Source organism: Sphingomonas cavernae, from assembly GCF_003590775.1.
GTDB classification, from domain to species: domain Bacteria; phylum Pseudomonadota; class Alphaproteobacteria; order Sphingomonadales; family Sphingomonadaceae; genus Sphingobium_A; species Sphingobium_A cavernae.
Map to the genome: position 1 here is coordinate 1,417,106 of NZ_QYUM01000002.1, position 17,493 is coordinate 1,434,598.

Annotated in this window: 19 protein-coding genes and 1 tRNA gene; 12 read left to right on the plus strand and 8 right to left on the minus strand. The window is 65.0% G+C overall.

Going from position 1 to position 17,493, the window contains the following annotated elements:
• Nucleotides 1-11: 11 nt before the first annotated feature.
• Nucleotides 12-1,061: a CaiB/BaiF CoA transferase family protein gene (locus tag D3876_RS06990; RefSeq protein WP_119760621.1), complete on the plus strand. Its 1,050-nt coding sequence runs from the start codon at nt 12-14 to the stop codon at nt 1,059-1,061.
• 7 nt (nt 1,062-1,068) lie between these two features.
• Here D3876_RS06990 and D3876_RS06995 read toward each other — a convergent pair whose 3' ends face one another.
• The 3 genes from D3876_RS06995 to D3876_RS20405 all read right to left on the minus strand — a co-directional run bounded on the left by D3876_RS06995 (nt 1,069) and on the right by D3876_RS20405 (nt 3,330).
• Entirely contained in the window at nt 1,069-1,428 is a 360-nt protein-coding gene (locus D3876_RS06995; RefSeq protein ID WP_119760623.1) for a glycine zipper 2TM domain-containing protein, read from the minus strand.
• A 150-nt stretch (nt 1,429-1,578) separates the two neighbouring features.
• Complete coding sequence (gene amaB / locus D3876_RS07000; protein WP_338014315.1) at nt 1,579-3,105, minus strand: L-piperidine-6-carboxylate dehydrogenase; 1,527 nt, start codon at nt 3,103-3,105, stop codon at nt 1,579-1,581.
• 72 nt (nt 3,106-3,177) lie between these two features.
• Nucleotides 3,178-3,330, minus strand: a complete 153-nt coding sequence (locus tag D3876_RS20405; RefSeq protein WP_182911903.1) for a hypothetical protein — start codon at nt 3,328-3,330, stop codon at nt 3,178-3,180.
• A 102-nt stretch (nt 3,331-3,432) separates the two neighbouring features.
• On the opposite strand from D3876_RS20405, the gene D3876_RS07005 reads away from it, so the two are divergent.
• Nucleotides 3,433-3,507 (plus strand) — tRNA-Thr (locus D3876_RS07005).
• 71 nt (nt 3,508-3,578) lie between these two features.
• On the opposite strand, the gene D3876_RS20410 is transcribed toward D3876_RS07005, so the two are convergent.
• A complete protein-coding gene (locus D3876_RS20410; protein ID WP_182911904.1) occupies nt 3,579-3,743 on the minus strand; it encodes a hypothetical protein in 165 nt (54 codons plus the stop codon).
• A 73-nt stretch (nt 3,744-3,816) separates the two neighbouring features.
• A complete protein-coding gene (locus tag D3876_RS07010) occupies nt 3,817-5,232 on the minus strand; it encodes an MATE family efflux transporter (protein ID WP_119760625.1) in 1,416 nt (471 codons plus the stop codon).
• 177 nt (nt 5,233-5,409) lie between these two features.
• On the opposite strand from D3876_RS07010, the gene D3876_RS07015 reads away from it, so the two are divergent.
• Nucleotides 5,410-6,039, plus strand: a complete 630-nt coding sequence (locus D3876_RS07015) for a DUF1579 family protein (RefSeq protein ID WP_182911905.1) — start codon at nt 5,410-5,412, stop codon at nt 6,037-6,039.
• Here the strand turns inward: D3876_RS07015 and D3876_RS07020 are convergent, their stop codons facing one another.
• The gene (locus tag D3876_RS07020; RefSeq protein WP_119760629.1) at nt 6,040-6,915 is read right to left on the minus strand and encodes a LysR family transcriptional regulator; all 876 of its coding nucleotides are present in this window, start codon (nt 6,913-6,915) and stop codon (nt 6,040-6,042) included.
• 123 nt (nt 6,916-7,038) lie between these two features.
• Here D3876_RS07020 and D3876_RS07025 point away from each other — a divergent pair, with 123 nt between their 5' ends.
• From D3876_RS07025 to mmsB, 7 genes are all read left to right on the plus strand, one after another.
• Nucleotides 7,039-8,535: a CoA-acylating methylmalonate-semialdehyde dehydrogenase gene (locus D3876_RS07025; protein WP_119760631.1), complete on the plus strand. Its 1,497-nt coding sequence runs from the start codon at nt 7,039-7,041 to the stop codon at nt 8,533-8,535.
• Nucleotides 8,536-8,540: 5 nt separating this feature from the next.
• A complete protein-coding gene (locus D3876_RS07030) occupies nt 8,541-8,927 on the plus strand; it encodes a RidA family protein (protein WP_119760633.1) in 387 nt (128 codons plus the stop codon).
• A 135-nt stretch (nt 8,928-9,062) separates the two neighbouring features.
• A complete protein-coding gene (locus tag D3876_RS07035) occupies nt 9,063-10,055 on the plus strand; it encodes a transporter (protein WP_119760635.1) in 993 nt (330 codons plus the stop codon).
• Nucleotides 10,056-10,115: 60 nt separating this feature from the next.
• On the plus strand, nt 10,116-11,258 hold the full coding sequence (locus tag D3876_RS07040) for an acyl-CoA dehydrogenase family protein (RefSeq protein WP_119761141.1): 1,143 nt from the start codon (nt 10,116-10,118) through the stop codon (nt 11,256-11,258).
• Between the two features lie 57 nt (nt 11,259-11,315).
• Nucleotides 11,316-12,359, plus strand: coding sequence for an enoyl-CoA hydratase/isomerase family protein (locus D3876_RS07045; protein WP_119760637.1), 1,044 nt, complete (start codon nt 11,316-11,318; stop codon nt 12,357-12,359).
• A gap of 115 nt (nt 12,360-12,474) precedes the next feature.
• Nucleotides 12,475-13,251 carry an enoyl-CoA hydratase gene (locus D3876_RS07050; RefSeq protein ID WP_119760639.1) on the plus strand — a complete coding sequence of 259 codons (777 nt, stop codon included), beginning with the start codon at nt 12,475-12,477 and terminating at the stop codon, nt 13,249-13,251.
• Between the two features lie 3 nt (nt 13,252-13,254).
• Nucleotides 13,255-14,139 (plus strand): 3-hydroxyisobutyrate dehydrogenase, encoded by an 885-nt coding sequence (gene mmsB / locus D3876_RS07055; protein ID WP_119760640.1) that lies wholly within the window; start codon nt 13,255-13,257, stop codon nt 14,137-14,139.
• Here the strand turns inward: mmsB and D3876_RS07060 are convergent.
• Nucleotides 14,136-14,540, minus strand: a complete 405-nt coding sequence (locus D3876_RS07060) for a PilZ domain-containing protein (RefSeq protein ID WP_119760642.1) — start codon at nt 14,538-14,540, stop codon at nt 14,136-14,138. The genes mmsB and D3876_RS07060 overlap by 4 nt on opposite strands.
• 267 nt (nt 14,541-14,807) lie before the next feature.
• On the opposite strand from D3876_RS07060, the gene D3876_RS07065 reads away from it, so the two are divergent.
• Together D3876_RS07065 and D3876_RS07070 are read left to right on the plus strand one after the other, a co-directional pair.
• The gene (locus D3876_RS07065) at nt 14,808-15,809 is read left to right on the plus strand and encodes a threonine aldolase family protein (RefSeq protein ID WP_119760644.1); all 1,002 of its coding nucleotides are present in this window, start codon (nt 14,808-14,810) and stop codon (nt 15,807-15,809) included.
• A complete protein-coding gene (locus D3876_RS07070) occupies nt 15,806-16,723 on the plus strand; it encodes a DMT family transporter (RefSeq protein WP_420801941.1) in 918 nt (305 codons plus the stop codon). Before D3876_RS07065 ends, D3876_RS07070 begins: the two co-directional genes overlap by 4 nt.
• On the opposite strand, the gene D3876_RS07075 is transcribed toward D3876_RS07070, so the two are convergent.
• Entirely contained in the window at nt 16,633-17,487 is an 855-nt protein-coding gene (locus tag D3876_RS07075; RefSeq protein WP_119760646.1) for a Rossmann-fold NAD(P)-binding domain-containing protein, read from the minus strand. The two genes, D3876_RS07070 and D3876_RS07075, sit on opposite strands and share 91 nt — an antisense overlap.
• Between the last annotated feature and the right edge of the window lie 6 nt (nt 17,488-17,493).

A 17,493-nucleotide genomic window follows, 5' to 3' on the forward strand; every position in this document is an offset into this window, starting at 1 on the left:
GGAGAGAGACGATGCCGGGACCGCTTACCGGAATTCGCATTGTCGAGATGGCGGGCATTGGCCCGGGGCCCTTTGCGGGCATGATGCTGGCCGATCATGGCGCCGAGGTGATCCGTATCGAGCGCGCGGGCGCGAAGGATCCGCGCGCGGCGCGTGATCCGCTGCTGCGCTCGCGCACAATCGTCGCGCTCGATCTCAAATCTCCCGAGGGGATCGCCGAACTGCGCGAACATGTGCGGTCTGCGGATGGACTGATCGAGGGTTTTCGACCCGGCGTGATGGAGCGGCTGGGGCTTGGCCCGGAGGTTTTGATGCGTGACAATCCGAAGCTTGTCTACGGCCGCATGACCGGCTGGGGTCAGACGGGTCCGCTCGCGCACGCCGCCGGGCACGACATCAACTATATCGCGCTGTCGGGCGCGCTTCACGCCTTTGGCCGCAGCGGTGCCAAGCCGACGCCCCCGGTCAACATGGTCGGCGATTTCGGCGGGGGCGCGATGATGCTCGTCTTCGGCATGCTGGCGGCGCTCCTGCACGTCCAGCGCGGAGGCGAAGGGCAGGTCGTCGACTGCGCGATGACCGACGGCTCTGCGCTGCTGATGGCCATGATCTGGGGCTTTCGTGCGCAGGGCATGTGGGGTGGAGGACGCGGCGAGAACCTGCTCGATACCGGCGCGCATTTCTACGACACCTACGAGACCTCGGACCGAAAATTCATCTCGATCGGGTCGATCGAGCCGCAATTCTATGCGCTGCTGCGCGAAAAGGCTGGGCTGGCTGAGGATGCCGATTTCGACGCGCAGCTCGATCCGCGGCAATGGCCCGCGCTCAAGGCGAAGCTCTCCGCGCTGTTCCTGACGCGCACGCGTGACGAATGGCGCGCGCTGATGGAGGGTACCGATATCTGCTTCGCCCCCGTGCTCGATTTCGACGAAGCGGTGGCGCATCCGCACAATGCGGCCCGCGCCACCTTCGTCGAGGCGGGAGGCGTGCTCCAGCCCGCCCCGGCGCCGCGTTATTCGGGGCTCGCGCTGACGCCACCGCGCATGGCGTCGGCTTAGACCGGGTTCAGCGGCAGCGCCCGCTCGACTTGTCGATCGCGCGGCCCGCGAGCGCGCCGACGCCCGCGCCTACGATCGCGCCCGCGGTCCGGTCGCCGCGATAGCCGACCACCTCGCGTCCGAGCAGCGCGCCCGCAGCCGCGCCGACGATCGTGCCCGTCGTGCCGCTGCGGCGGCAGCGATAGCCGCGGTCGCGGCCATAATAGCGATCGCCGCGATAGTCGCGACCGCGGTGGTAGCGACGATTATCGTCATCATCGTCTTCCCAGCGATCATCATCGGCAAGCGCCGGGGTCATCGGAACGACCATCGTGGCGGGCACCGCCATCGCCATCGCCGCACCGAAAAGTGAAATCTTCCTGAGCATGACCCGTATCCCCTTGCCGTGTCGCGACTTGTACCGCAGACAAGGCAAGCTATCGGCCCGCTGCGCTGAGCCGTGGCTGAATGCACGTGTCACGCGCGATTCATCTTTATAAGCGGCTTGTTAGCAACAGCGCTCACCATGCCCCGGCAATCAACCGATGTCGAACTTCACCCCCTGCGCAAGTGGCAGGTCGTTCGAATAGTTGATGGTGTTGGTCGCGCGGCGCATATAGTTTTTCCAGGTATCGGAACCCGCCGCACGGCCGCCGCCCGTGGCCTTCTCGCCGCCGAACGCGCCGCCGATCTCGGCGCCGCTCGTCCCGATATTGACATTGGCGATCCCGCAGTCGCTGCCGCAGGCGGACTGGAACAGTTCGGCCTCGCGCACGTCGCGCGTGAAGATCGCCGAGGACAGCCCTTGCGGCACGCCGTTCTGAAGCGCGATCGCCTCTTCGAACTCACGATAGCTGAGCACATAGAGGATCGGTGCAAAGGTCTCTTCGCGGACGATATCGCTCTGCGCGGGCATCTCGACCAGTGCGGGGCGGACATAGAATCCTTCGCCCGGCGCCTCGACGCGTTCGCCACCCCAGACCGTGCCACCTTGCGCGCGTGCCGCGCCGAGCGCAGCCTGCATCGCGGTGAAGGCCAGTTGATCGATCAGCGGCCCGACATGGCTGGCTTCGTCGAGCGGACTGCCGATGGTCAGCGATCCGAACGCCGACTTGAGCTGGGTGACGAGCGTATCCTTGAGCGATTCGTGCACGATCAATCGTCGAAGCGAGGTGCAGCGCTGCCCCGCGGTGCCTGCAGCCGCGAAGACGATACCCCTGAGAGCCAGGTCGAGATCGGCCGAGGGCGCGACGATCGCGGCGTTGTTGCCGCCGAGCTCGAGGATCGCCCGACCGAAGCGGCCCGCGACGCGCACCGCGACGTCGCGGCCCATGCGCGTGCTCCCCGTCGCGCTCAGCACGGGCACGCCCGGATTCTCGGCGAGCAGCACCCCCAGTTCGGCGCCGCCAATCAGCGTCTGCACGAGATTGTCTGGCGCGGCCCCGAACTGGGCAACCGCCTTCTCGAACAGCAAAGTGCAGGCCATCGCGGTAAGTGGCGTCTTTTCAGACGGTTTCCAGATCGCGGCATTGCCGCAGACCAGCGCCACCATCGTGCCCCAAGCCCAGACCGCGGCGGGAAAGTTGAATGCGGTGATCTGGCCGAACACGCCCATCGGGTGCCAGCTTTCAAGCAGCTTGTGCCCCGGGCGCTCGGTGGCGATGACAAGCCCGTGGAGCTGGCGCGACAGGCCGGTGGCGAACTCGCAGATGTCGATCACCTCCTGCACCTCGCCGCGCGCCTCGGTCAGGATCTTGCCGCACTCCATGCTGACGATGCGCGCCAGCGGCTCCTTGTGCGTGCGCAGGAGATCGCCATAGATCCGCACGAGCTGGCCGCGTTGCGGCGCAGGAACTTCGCGCCATGCACGAAAGGCCGTCTGCGCGCGCGCAATCGCGGCGCGACCGTCGGCCAGGCTGTGCCGACTCAACCGTGCGAGTTCGTCGCCGTCGATCGGAGAGGCGGTGACAATCGTCTCGCCCGCCGCAACGGGAAACGCGATGCCCATTTCGGCGAAGAGTGCAGCGGCGTTCGCTGCGGTTTCGGAATCATGAGTGAGTGCCAAGGGAAGGCTCTTTCGGACAATATGGGTGTTGGGCGCGCATATAGTGCAGCGCTGCGCGCTTGGCGACACGCGCTATTCGGTGTCGTCGCTGTCCTTTGCGTCTTCGGCCGCCCGTACGTGCGCGGGCGCTTCGGCCGCGCCGCGCGCCTGCGCCTTTCTGCGTCTCAGATTCTGCCTCAGCGCCTCGGCCAATCGCCGCGCGCGTTCGTCATCCGCCTTGCCCATGGGTCATTTCCAAGCAGATCGTGGCGATGCCCGCAAGCACGCCTTGACGAACGCCCACGCATTCGCCATAGGCCCGCTCCTGTTCGCGGTTCCGCGGAAAGTGCTGCCGTAGCTCAGTGGTAGAGCGCATCCTTGGTAAGGCTGAGGTCGTGAGTTCAATCCTCACCGGCAGCACCATTTTCCCGATATAGAAATGCCCCGCCCCGGGGGCAGCAAGGCGTCGACCCCCATGGCTGGCGGCTTATGGACTATTCGGTTTCGGAGAGCGGCCGCCATTTGCGGTCATGGCAGCGATGGAGCCGCGTCGTGCAGTGCACGCATTCGCTGATCCAGCGACCGCGCTGGTCGGAAAAGGCACGTTCGCGCGACCGCATGTGCCCCAGGACGCCGCAAAGATACTTTCTGATACCCATGGCGCGCCCGATATTTTCGGAAACGGGGCCTGTCCAGAGCCTAACGTGCACAGTGTCGCGAATTTTGCAGAAATCATGGCATCGCCGCGCCCGGGGGTATGCGGTGCGGCACGAGTCCCAGCCGCTCGCGCTGCGTCCAGCGCGCCACCATCAGCACGGCAACCGCCGCCAGCCCGCTGGCCAGTCCCAGCCAGATCCCGACCCCGCGAAAGCCCAGCGTAAAGGCCATGATCGTCCCGACGCCGATGCCGATTACCCAATAACCGACCGCCGCGAACAGCATTGGCACCCTTGTGTCCTGCAGGCCGCGCAGCACGCCCGCGCCTACCACCTGCGCGCCATCGACGATCTGGAACAACGCAGCGACCGCAAGGAACGAAACCGCGAGCGCGGCAACCTGCGCATTGGCGGGGTCGCCCAGGTCGAGGAATATGCCGATCAGCAATCGCGGCGCGGCGATCAACAGGATCGCGGTCGCGCACATGAAGCCGACGCCCATCGCCAGCGCCGTCCAACCCGCGCGCGCGATCATGGCGGGGTCACGCCGCCCGTGGCCGATGCCGACGCGCACCGTTCCCGCCTGCGCCAGCCCCATTGGCACCATGAAGGACAGTGCGGCGATCTGGATCGCAATCGCGTGCGCCGCCAATGACGGCTTGTCGATCAGCCCCATCAGGAACACCGCTGCGTTGAACACCGTAACCTCGAGGCCGAGCGTGATCGCGATCGGCAGCCCCAGCTTCCAGACGTCACGGTAGCGCGGCCAGTCGGGTACCCAGAAGCGGCCGAACAGGTGATAGCGGCGGAAGCGCCGATCGCCATAGACGACCGCGAGCATCCCGAAGAACATGAAGAAGCCCGAAAGCGTGCTGCCGATCCCTGCGCCCACCAGCCCCAATGCGGGCGCACCGAACTTGCCGAAAATCAGGATCCAGCAGGCCAGCAGATTGAACGCCACGGTCGAGACCACGACGACCACGCCCCAGATCGGCTTCTCGAGCGCCGAGATATAGTTTCTCAGCGTCAGGTGGAGCAGGAACGGAAACAGCGCCCATTGCAGCGCGCGCAGAAACCTGCCCGCGTCCGCGGAGAGCGCGGGATCCTGCCCCATGGCGAGCAGGATCGCCTCGCCGTGCCAGAGCACCACCCAGATCGGCACGCAGATCGTGGCTGCCGCCCACATCGTTTGGCGGACGGTACGGCGAATGTCGCGCACCGAATGAAGCCTGCGCCCGCGCTCGCTCGCGATCATCGGCGATGCCGCCATGACCAGCCCCATGCCGAAGATCAGGAAGGCATTGTAGAGATTGACGCCAAGCGCCGCAGCGGCGAGCGAGTCCGCGCCCATCCGGCCGACAAGGATCAGGTCGGTGGCGTGGATTGCCGACCAGGCGAGGTTGCCGAGGATCAGCGGCAGCGCGAGGCGGAGCATCGCGCCCGCTTCGTGCCGCCATGCGCCCCGATGCCTTTCTTCGCCCTGCACCCGCATGCCTTTCTCGCCAACCGCCCGTCTCGTCGGGCCGGCCGCTATGCCAGCCCGATCGGGTGTTGGGAATGGGGCGTGTCGTCACGCGTTGGTCGCGCAGCGGTCGCCATTTGTCGCACCGATTGCGCGCACGGCATGCAAGCCACTATGTCGCGTGGCGACCGATTGGGGAGGGACGACATGCGCTATGGATCTGCGGCGGCTGTGCTGATTGCCTTGGGATTGGCATCTGCGGGCGGGGCTCAGGAGCCGGCGAAGACCGAGGCGGGCCCAACCGTCCAGGCGCCACCCAAGCTGAGCGCGGGCCAGCGCAAATATCAGTCGATCTTTCCGGTCAACGTCCCCGACGAGGTTCTGGAACCGTTAAAGGCCGAGGAGGGCGTTTGGGATGCCGATGTCGAGCTCTATGTAGGCGATATCGCAAAGCAGCCGATCCGCAAAAAGGGTGTGCAGACCAATCGCCTCGCCTCGAAGGGAAACGCGATGCTCAACGCGTTCCGTTATGATGACGGTTCCTATGAAGGCACGGGCATGTGGGGCTGGGACGCGTACACCAATCGCTACACCGGGGTGTGGATCGACAGCGACACGCATCTCGTGCGCCATGATATCGGCTATTACGATCTGCAAAGCCGGATCTTCCGCTGGGAAGCCGATACGATGCAGCCCGACGGGGTGACGACGCGGATGCGGATCGTGCAGCAGTTCAAGGGCGATGTCCGCACCTTCCAGATCGACGTGATGGATGCGAAGACCGGCCTGTTCAAAAAACTTATCTACATGACCTTCACGCGCCGCGCCGCACCCTGATCAGGGCAGGCCGGCGGTGCATGCCCTCAGCAGCGCCGCCACCGCCTCGATCCGCGCAAGCCCGCGCGTGTCGGCATGGGTGACGAGCCAGAAGCTGCGCCTGATCTCGCGCTCCTCCGCCATGATCGGCGCGAGTTGCGCGTCACGGTCGCCGATAAAGGCGGGCAGCACGCCGATCCCGGTGCCGCCCGCGATCAGCCGGTGCTGGATGTTGATGCTCGTGCTCCTGAGCGCCGGTTCGAGCCCCGCACCAATTTCTCCGAGATAATCGAGTTCGGGCGAATAGATGAATTCGGGAATATAGCTGATCAGCGCGTGGCGGCTCAGTTGCTCGACGCGTGTTGGCGTGCCGTGTGCCTCGAGATAGGCCCGCGACGCGTAGAGCCGCAGCCGATAATCGCTGAGCTTGGCTGCGACGAGCCGTCCGCTGCGCGGTCGCGCGAGCATGACCGCGATATCGGCCTCGCGCTTGGAGGGGTTGAGAAATCCCGAAGCGGTGATGATGTCGAGCTGGATATCGGGATGCGTGCGGTGAAATTCGGGCAGCGCCGGGACAAGCACCCAGGTCGCGAAACCCTCGGCCACGCTCAGGCGCACCTGCCCCGAAAGGCTCCGCGAATCGCCCGTCACCTCGCCCATCGCCGAAAGCGCGGCGCTCTCGATCGCCTCGGCGCGCGCGAACAAGGCCTGACCGCGTTCGGTCAGCAACCGCTCGCCGCCCGCGCTCTCGAACAATTGGGCGCCGAGCTGTTCGGAGAGTCGCGCCATGCGTCGTCCGATCGTCGTCGGATCGACGCCCAGCGCACGCGCCGCGGGAGCGATGCGGCGCGCGCGCGCCACCGCCAGGAAAACGCGCAGATCGTCCCAGTCGAACACGGCTCAATCCTGTGCTGCAAAATTGCATGAACAAACTGCAATTATGTCGCCTTGAATGCAAATTCACAATGGCCGATGAGAGTCTGGAATATGCTCATTCCATAATATCGAGAGGATGCCCCCATGCGTCAGATCGCGCACAAGCTCGCCACGTCGCTTAGCGTTGAGGGGACGCGCTTCGGTGATGTCTTCGATCCCAATAGCGGCCAGATTCAGGCGCGGGTTGCGCTCGGCGACCAGGCAGTTCTCGACGCCGCGGTCGCCGCCGCGCAGGCCGCCCAGCCCGGCTGGGCAGCGACCAATCCGCAGCGCCGCGCGCGCGTCATGTTCAACTTCAAGGCGCTCGTCGAAAAGAACATGGACGAACTCGCGCACCTGCTCTCCTCAGAGCATGGCAAGGTGATCGCCGACGCCAGGGGCGATATCCAGCGCGGGCTTGACGTCATCGAATTCTGCTGCGGCATCCCGCACGCGCTCAAGGGCGAATATACGCAGGGCGCGGGCCCCGGTATCGACGTCTATTCGATGCGCCAGCCGCTCGGCATCGGCGCGGGCATCACGCCCTTCAACTTCCCCGCGATGATCCCGATGTGGATGTTCGGCGTCGCGGTCGCAGTCGGCAACGCCTTCATCCTCAAGCCTTCCGAGCGCGATCCCTCGGTGCCCGTCCGCCTGGCGGAGCTGTTCCAGGAAGCCGGTGGTCCCGAGGGCATCCTTCAGGTCGTGCATGGCGACAAGGAGATGGTCGACGCGATTCTCGATCATCCCGCAATCTCGGCGGTGAGCTTTGTCGGCTCGTCGGATATCGCGCATTATGTCTATTCGCGCGGCGTCGCGGCGGGCAAGCGCGTCCAGGCGATGGGCGGCGCCAAGAATCACGGTATCGTCATGCCCGACGCCGATCTCGATCAGGTGGTCAACGACCTGTCGGGCGCGGCCTTCGGTTCGGCGGGCGAGCGCTGCATGGCGCTTCCCGTGGTCGTGCCGGTGGGTGACAAGACCGCCAATGCGCTCCGCGAAAAGCTGATCCCCGCGATCGCAGCGCTGCGCGTCGGCGTCTCGACCGACAATGACGCGCATTACGGCCCGGTGGTCAACGCCGCGCACAAGCAGCGCGTCGAAAACTGGATCCAGACCGGCATCGACGAAGGCGCCGAACTCGTCGTCGATGGCCGCGGCTTCAAGCTGCAGGGGCATGAGGAAGGCTTCTTCATCGGCCCGTCGCTGTTCGACTATGTCAAGCCGACGATGGAGAGCTACAAGGAAGAGATTTTCGGCCCCGTCCTCCAGATCGTCCGCGCGAACGACTTCGAAGAGGCGCTCAGGCTTCCTTCCGAGCATCAGTACGGCAATGGCGTCGCGATCTTCACGCGCAACGGCCACGCCGCGCGCGAGTTCGCCGGGCGCGTCAATGTCGGCATGGTCGGCATCAACGTGCCGATCCCCGTGCCCGTCGCCTATCATAGCTTCGGCGGCTGGAAGCGCTCGGCCTTCGGCGACATCAACCAGCACGGCATGGAGGGCGTCCGCTTCTGGACCAAGACCAAGACGATCACCCAGCGCTGGCCCGACGGCTCCCCCGATGGTAGCAACGCCTTCGTCATTCCAACGATGGGCTGAGCGCCATGGAAATGATCGTACGAAACCCGGTCGAGAATGTGTATCCGACCGGGCCGGACTGGGTGCATGCGATGGAGGTTCGCGGCGCCGAGCGCCTGCTCTTCGTCAGCGGCACCATGGGGCTCGACCCGGCAGGAGTTCCCGGCGCAACGCTCGAGGCGCAGCTTGAGCTGATCTGGAGCAATATCCGCACGATCCTCGGCAGCGCGCAGATGACCACCGACAACATCGTACGGCTGACGAGCTATCTGCGTGACGCGAGCTATGCCGAGGCAAATGCGCGCGCGCGTTGCGGGGCGCTCGGCGAACGCCGTGTCCCGACGACCGCGATCGTTGTGCAAACGCTTGAGAGCGATTGGCTCGTTGAAATCGAGGTCGTGGCAGCGGCGTGACAGATCAGATTGATCTCACGGGCCGGTGCTCGCCCAATTGCAACGACGCCTTCATCATTGCGACGATCGATTGAGTGGAGGACTCAACTGCGATGCTGACGAAAATCAGAAATATGTGGGAGTAAAGACGCGCCCATGCATGGTCGCATCTCCATCACGCTATGCCTGCTGGCCGCGGGCGGCATGATTGCGGGCCGGGCCTCGGCACAGCAGGCGCCCGCAGGCGCCGAGCTCGTGGCAATGGACACGGCGCCCACGGCCTCGGACGGAGTCTTGCGCCAAAGCCTTGACGACGCGTGGTGGACGGGCCCGATCATCGCCAACTCGCCGGTCACGCTGCCACCGGGCCATGGCTATATCGAATCCTATCTGTTCGATGTGAAGACGAAGGAAAGGGACAGCTTCAACTCGCTGACCTTCATGCAATATGGCGTCGCCGAAGGGCTGACGCTGGGCATCATACCGACGGCAGGGTTCAATCGTGTCGACAACGCCCTCGACAGTTCGGGCGTCGGGATCGGCGATACGACGTTGATGGCAACCTGGCGTCTCTCCAAATATGAGCCGGGCAACTGGGTGCCGACGACAGCGCTTTCGATCCAGCAGTCACTCCCAACCGGCAAATATGATCGTTTGGGGAGCCGCCCTGCCGACGGACTGGGCTCGGGCGCCTATACGACGACGATCGGCTTCTTCGGGCAGGCCTGGTTCTGGATGCCCAATGGCCGCATCCTGCGCGGCCGGATCAACCTCCAGCGCTCCTTTTCCAGCGATGCCAGGGTCGAGGATGTCAGTGTCTACGGTACGCCAGAGGGCTTTCGCGGCCGCGCGAAGCCGGGTGCGTCGTTCTTTTTCGTCAATAGCTGGGAATACAGCCTGTCACGCAGTTGGGTACTCGCGGTCGATCTCGGCTATCGCCATGACAATCGGACGCGCGTTGCCGGCACCGACGGCGCGGAGCCGGTCCGGTTTGCCACGAAGCCGGCGGACACGTTCATCGTGGCGCCTGCCGTCGAATATAGCTGGACCGCAAAACACGGGGTGATTTTCGGCGTGCGATACATCCCTGCCAATGGGCCCGTGCCGGAGTCGGTGACTCCTGTCGTCGCGTTGAGCATCTTCATGTGACGCCCGGCCCCGCTGAATCACGCTGACATTGACCCCCAGCCCAGTTAGAGCTTCGCCATGATCAACCAGTTCGACCTCACTGACGACCAGCGCGCGATCCAGGAGCTTGCGCGCAAGTTCACTGCAGACGCCATCACGCCCCACGCCGCCGAGTGGGACGAAAAACACATCTTCCCGCGCGACACGATCAAGCAGGCGGCCGAGCTCGGCTTCGGCGCAATCTATGTTTCGGAGGAGATGGGCGGCATCGGCCTCGGTCGGCTCGAGGCGGCGCTGATCATGGAGGCGATGGCCTATGGCTGTCCCTCGACCAGCGCCTTCATCTCGATCCACAATATGGCGGTCTGGATGATAGACCGCTTCGGCTCGGCCGCGGTAAAGCAGAAATATCTCCCGCGGCTCGTCACCATGGACAATATCGCATCCTATTGCCTGACCGAGCCCGGTTCGGGTTCGGACGCGGGGGCGCTCAAGACCAGGGCGGTTCGCGACGGCGATCATTATGTCGTTACCGGTTCCAAGGCCTTCATTTCGGGCGGCGGCCAGAACGAAATCTATGTGACGATGGTCCGCACCGGCGAGGATGGCCCCAAGGGCATATCGTGCCTCGTCATCGAAAAGGACATGGACGGCGTCAGCTTCGGTGCCGACGAGAAGAAGCTCGGCTGGCATTCGCAACCGACCGCGCAGGTCAATTTCGACGGCGTTCGCGTGCCCGTCGAGAATCTCGTCGGCGCGGAAGGCGAGGGCTTCCGCATCGCGATGATGGGTCTCGACGGCGGTCGGCTCAACATCGGCGCCTGCTCGCTCGGCGGCGGGCAGCGCTGTCTTGACGAGGCGGTGAAATACACGAAGGAACGTAAGCAGTTCGGCAAGGCTATAGCCGACTTCCAGAACACCCAGTTCATGCTGGCCGATATGGAAACCGACCTTCAGGCCGCGCGCACGCTGCTCTATGCCGCGGCGTGCAAGGTGACCGCCAATGATCCCGACAAGACCAAATTCGCCGCGATGGCCAAGCGCCTTGCGACCGACACGGGCTCAAAGGTCGTCAACGACGCGCTCCAGCTCCATGGCGGCTATGGCTTTCTGCAGGACTATCCGATCGAGCGCTTCTGGCGCGACCTGCGCGTCCACTCGATCCTTGAAGGCACCAACCAGATCATGCGGATGATCGTCGGGCGCGAGCTGACCCGCCAGTGACGCATTTCGCGCGCATCGCTTGCTGGCATGGTGCGCGTTTTTAGGTAACGGGGAAGCATGACCGACCAACTCATCATCCGTACGACGGGCAAGGCAGGCCGAATCAGCCTCAACCGCCCCAAAGCAATCCACGCGCTGACCACCGAGATGTGCAATGGCATTCTCGACGCGCTCGAACTGTGGCGGGACGACGAGGAGGTCGAGATCGTGCTGTTCGACCATGCCGAAGGACGTGGCTTCTGCGCGGGCGGCGATATCCGCATGCTCGCCGAGAGCGGCGCCAGGGACGGCGTCGAGGCGCGCGCCTTCTTCCACGCCGAATATCGCATGAACCACCGGCTCTTCAGCTATGTGAAGCCCACGCTGGCGCTCATGGACGGGATCACCATGGGCGGCGGGGTCGGCATCGCGCTGCCGTGCAAATACCGCGTCGCGACCGAGAATACGCGCTTCGCCATGCCCGAAACGGGGATCGGACTCTTCCCCGATGTCGGCGGTGGCTGGCATCTGTCGCGCCTGCCCGGACGCGTCGGGCAGTTTCTCGCGCTGACCGGCGCACGCATCGACGGCGCCGAATGCCTGTCATTGGGACTTGCCACGCACTATCTGCCCGCCGAGGCGCTCGATGAGGCCAAGGAACGGATTGCCGCCGATCCCTCGCGCGTCGAAGGCATATTGGGTCAGCTTTCGGCAACACCGCCGGCTGCGAGGATCGAGGAGAACCGCGCGGTAATCGACCGGCTGTTCGCGGCGGACCGTCTCGAGAACATCTATGCCGCGCTCGAAGCCGATGGCGGCGACTGGGCGCTGAAGGAGCTCGCGACGCTCAGGACGAAATCGCCGCAGACGATGAAGGTCTCGCTCCGCCTGCTCCGCGAAGGCGCGCTGATGCAGAATTTCGCCGACGAGATGCGTCAGGAATATGCGGTGGGCGCGCATGTCGTGCAGCGCCATGATTTCCTCGAGGGCGTCCGTGCGGTGATCGTCGACAAGGACAATGCGCCGCGGTGGAATCCCGCAACTCCCGAGGATGTGACCGATCATATGCTCGACACGATCTTCGCGCCGCTGCCCGAAGATGAGACGTGGACGCCGGCTTGAGAACACAGCCGTCATCCCGGACTTGATCCGGGATCCATGAACACGGAATTTTCCGGAAGAGTCGTGTTCATGGATTCCAGCTTTCGCTGGAATGACGAAAAAGAAGGAATATTGAATGACCGCCTACGAAACGCTGCTCGTCGAAAACCGCGGACCCGTCACGCTGATCACACTCAACCGCCCCCAGGCATTGAATGCGCTCAACTCGCAGGTGCTTGCCGAGCTGATCGCGGCGCTCGAAGCCTTCGACAAGGACGACGCGCAGGGATGCGCCGTGATCACCGGCAGTGAAAAGGCATTCGCCGCGGGCGCCGACATCAAGGAAATGTCGGGACAGGGCTTCGCCGACATGTATGGCAGCAACTTCTTCGCGGGCTATGACCGCGTCGCCGCGACACGCAAGCCCGTCATCGCAGCGGTCGCGGGCTATGCGCTGGGCGGCGGCTGCGAGCTTGCGATGATGTGCGACTTCATTCTCGCCGGCGACAATGCGAAATTCGGCCAACCCGAGATCAAGCTTGCGGTGACGCCCGGCATGGGCGGCTCGCAGCGCCTGCCGCGCGCGGTGGGCAAGGCCAAGGCGATGGAGATGTGCCTGACCGGTCGATTGATGGACGCGGAGGAGGCCGAGCGTTCGGGCCTCGTCGCGCGGGTCGTGCCGGCGGCGGAACTGGTCGAGGATGCGGTCAGGACCGCCTCGACGATCGCCGGGATGGCGCCGCTCGCGGTCAAGGCGAACAAGGAAATGGTCAACGCCGCGTACGAGACCAACCTCCAGATGGGCATCCAGTTCGAGCGCCGGCTGTTCCATGGCCTGTTCGGCACCGAGGACCAGAAGGAAGGCATGGCGGCCTTCGTGGAGAAGCGCCCGGGCAAGTGGACGGGGAAGTAGAACATGGCACGCATCGGATTCATCGGGCTCGGCAATATGGGCGGCGGGATGGCCGCCAATCTCGCGAAGGCAGGCCATGACGTCCATGCGTTCGATCTGTCGGGGGAGGCGCTGGCGCGCGCGAAGCAGGCGGGCTGCCTGCCCGTCGACAGCGCGGCGGCGGCGGCTGATGGCGCCGAGGCGATCGTGACGATGCTTCCCGCGGGCAAGCATGTCGAACAGGTCTATGCCGAATCGCTCTTCGGCAACGCGCCGGGGAGCGCGTTGCTGCTCGACTGCTCGACGATCGACGTCGCGACTGCAAAGCGCGTCGCCGAAGCCGCCGCCGCCAAGGGACTCGTCGCGGTTGATGCGCCCGTTTCGGGCGGGATTGCGGCGGCGAATGAGGGTACGCTTACCTTCATGGTCGGCGGCAGCAACGAAGCCTATTCGCGTGCCGAGCCGATCCTTGCGGCGATGGGCAAGGCCGTGATCCATGCCGGCGCCAATGGCGCGGGGCAGGCGGCCAAGATCTGCAACAACATGCTCCTCGGCGCCTCGATGGTCGCAACCTGCGAGACCTTCCTGCTTGCACAGAAGCTCGGGTTAGACGCGCAGACCTTTTTCGATATTGCCTCCAAGGCATCGGGCCAATGCTGGTCGATGACGAGCTACTGTCCCGTGCCCGGCGTGGGGCCCGTCACGCCCGCGGACCGGGACTATCAGGGTGGCTTCGCGACCGCGCTGATGCTCAAGGATCTGCGTCTCGCGATGGAGGCGGCGAGTGGCGTTTCGGCCGACGTGCCGATGGGCGCGAAGGCGGCCGAACTCTATCAGCAATTCGCCGATGCGGGGCAGGGCGGGCTGGATTTCTCGGGCATCATCAGGATGCTCGAGCGCAAGGTTTAACGCACGCGAAAGCCCGGCCGCTTATGGTCGGTGGTCGGGCGGAATTGCGGCGGCACGACAAATTCACTCTGGGAAGAGGTCGCGGGCGGCGCAAGCCGGGCCAGAGCCGGATCGATCTTTGTATCGAACTGCAGCCCGAACAGATTTTCGTTGGTCCACGCGACGCAGCCCGTCACGAGGCCGACGCCCGCGAGCAGGATATGGCCACGCTGCCCCGCGCGCAGCAACGTGTCGCTCCGCCCTCCGAAGCCGCCTTCGGAAAGGTTGCGGATGCGAACCTTGACGACGCTGCCGTCTTCCAGCGCGAGCTGGCCGACGAAAAGGCGGCTCGTACGCGGTTCGCGGACTTGTCCCCCGATGGCCTCCGGATCTTCGTGATCCTGGCCGGGCGACTGATCCATGGGCGACCTCCATTTCACAATCTGTGTCCCGTCGAAATACTACCCCATACAGGGTATTCAAGCAGCAAGATTCAGAATTTCCACTTTATTCACCTTAACGACGCCACCGGACGCCGCTTAACAATGGTTGCTATGACCGAAGTTTCCCGGACGCGATAACCTCGATCAAGTTCCATGCACATCTGACGATCCGGCCTGTCAAAGCGACTGCGGTTGCCGGCCGCTTGACCGTTGACGGATACCGGACGTCATGCGCATTGCTTTGAAATGCGCTTCTTTTCAGACAATGCCGCACCCGCCTGCCAAAGCGTGCTCGATGCGCTGGTCGCCGCGAACCAGCTCGACACCGCCTATGACGGCGACGCCTGGAGCCAGTCGCTCGACGCACGCTTTGCGGCGCTGTTCGAGACCGAGGTGCGCGTGTTGTGGGTCGCAACCGGGACGGCCGCCAATTCGCTTGCGCTTGCCGCGCTCTGCCCGCCACATGGTGGCGTGGTCTGTCACGCCCAGGCGCACATCCAGAATGACGAATGCGGCGCACCCGAATTCTACACGCATGGCGCAAAGCTGATGCTGGTCGAAGGTGCGGGGGCGAAACTCTCGCCGGCACAAGTGACCGCGGCACTTGATGCCGTGAATCCGGGCGTGCACTGGGTCCAGCCGCACGCGCTCTCGATCACCAATGCCACCGAATATGGCGAGGTCTATACGCCCGAACAGGTCGCTGCGCTCGGCGCGATCTGCCGCGAGCGCAGCCTGGGCTTTCATATGGACGGCGCGCGTTTTGCCAATGCGGTGGCGCATCTCGGCTGCAGTCCCGCCGCCCTCACCTGGCGCGCGGGCGTCGATGCGCTGAGTTTCGGCTTCACCAAGAATGGTGGCATGGGCGCGGAGGCGCTGGTCTTCTTCAAGGCCGAACTGGCCGAGGCCACGCACTATCGCCGCAAGCGGGCGGGCCATCTGCTCTCCAAGGGGCGTTATCTCGCGGCGCAGATCCTGGCGATGCTCGACGACGACGTCTGGCTCGCCAATGCGCGCGCCGCCAATGCCGGGGCACGGTTGCTCGCTGGGGCAGCCGGGGACAGGTTGGTCCATCCCGTTCAGGCGAATGAGGTCTTCCTGCGCGCCACGCCCCAAGAGGCAACGTCGCTGCGCGCGCTCGGCTTCGATTTCTACGACTGGGCGCCCGGCGAAGTCCGGCTGGTCACGAGCTGGAATCAGGATGTCGAGCATATCCGCCCGCTCGCCGACGCCATCGCCGCGCTGTGAACCACGCGCCACCCGTCCAGGCGATGCAGGCGCGCGTCCTCATCCCCTTCGCCATCGTCACGCTGATCTGGGGATCGACCTGGCTGGTGATCCGGGACCAGTTGGGCGTCGTCCCGCCAAGCTGGTCGGTCTGCTATCGCTTCCTGATCGCGGGGCTGACAATGCTCTGTTACGCGGTGGTGCGCGGCGACAGCCTGAAGCTTGATCGGGCCGGCGTGGCCTTCGCGCTCGGGATGGCGCTGTCGCAATTCGTGCTCAACTTCAACTTCGTCTACCGCGCCGAGCTTTACATTACCTCGGGGCTTGTCGCGGTGGTGTTCGCGCTGCTCGTCGTGCCCAATGCGATCTTCGGGCGGATCTTCCTCGGCCAAAAGGTGTCGGCGCGGTTCGTGCTCGGATCGGCGATCGCGATTGCGGGCCTCGCGCTGCTCTTCATCCACGAGGCGCGCCGCGACGACGCAGCGGCAGGAAGCACGCTGATCGGCATCGGCACGACATTGCTCGCAGTGCTGTGCGCTTCGGCGGCCAACGTCATGCAGGCCAGCGACGTTTCGAGGCGCTATCCGATGGCATCGATGCTCGCCTGGGCGATGCTCGGGGGTAGCGCGATCAATGCGATCTATGCGTGGAGCACGGCAGGTCCGCCTGTGATCGACCTGCGCTGGGGCTATATCGCAGGGCTGCTCTATCTGGGCGTGCTCGCATCGGCGGTCGCGTTCACCCTCTATTTCGGCGTCATCCGCGTGATCGGCCCCGCGAAGGCCGCCTATTCGAGCGTGCTTATCCCGGTGATCGCTATGCTGCTCTCGACGCTGTTCGAGGGCTATCGCTGGTCGTTGCTCGCCGCTGTCGGTTGCGCGCTCGCCTTTGCCGGGCTGGTGATCGCACTCAGGGCGCGCAGGCCCGCGCGATAATCGGGATAGAGCGGCTTCCAGCCCAGTAATCGCTTCGCCTTGCCATTGGCGACACGCCGGTTCTCGCCATAAAAGGCGCGCTGTGCTGCCGATAATCCGGCATTCTCGAGGGGTAGCATCGGCGGGCAGGCCAGGCCGAGCAGCGCGCAGGCTTCCTCGATGACCGCATTTTGCGGCGCGGGCAGATCGTCCGCGAGGTTGTAGGCGCCCGCCGGGCCGTCGAAACCCGCGATGACGCCGGCGACGATGTCGTCGACATGGATGCGACTGAACACCTGACAGGGCAGGTCTATGCGGTGCGCCTTGCCCGCGCCAACACGATCGAGCGCCGAGCGTCCGGGGCCGTAGATCCCCGGCAGGCGAAAGACGCGGACATCGCTCCGCAGCGCCAGCCATGCCGCATCGGCGGCAGCGCGGGCCGAACGTCGCCCGGCGCCAACGGGCGCGCTTTCGTCGACCCAGGCACCTCCGCTGTCACCATAGACGCCGGTCGAGGACAGATAGCAGGTCCAGCGAGCGCCGCTCGCCGCGATCGCGGCACCATAGCGTGCAAGCACCGGATCCGATTCGCCTTCTGGCGGTACGCTCGAAAGGATGTGCGTGGCGTGGCCCAGCGCGGCAAGTACGCGAGGCTCGTCGCCAAAGGCGACCGTATCGGGCCCGGCGTCGCGTTGCGTACCCGTGACCGTCCAGCCCTGCGCCACAAGCGCCCGCGCGATGCGCGTGGCGCAATAGCCCATGCCAAAGATGAAGAGCGATGCCATCGGCCT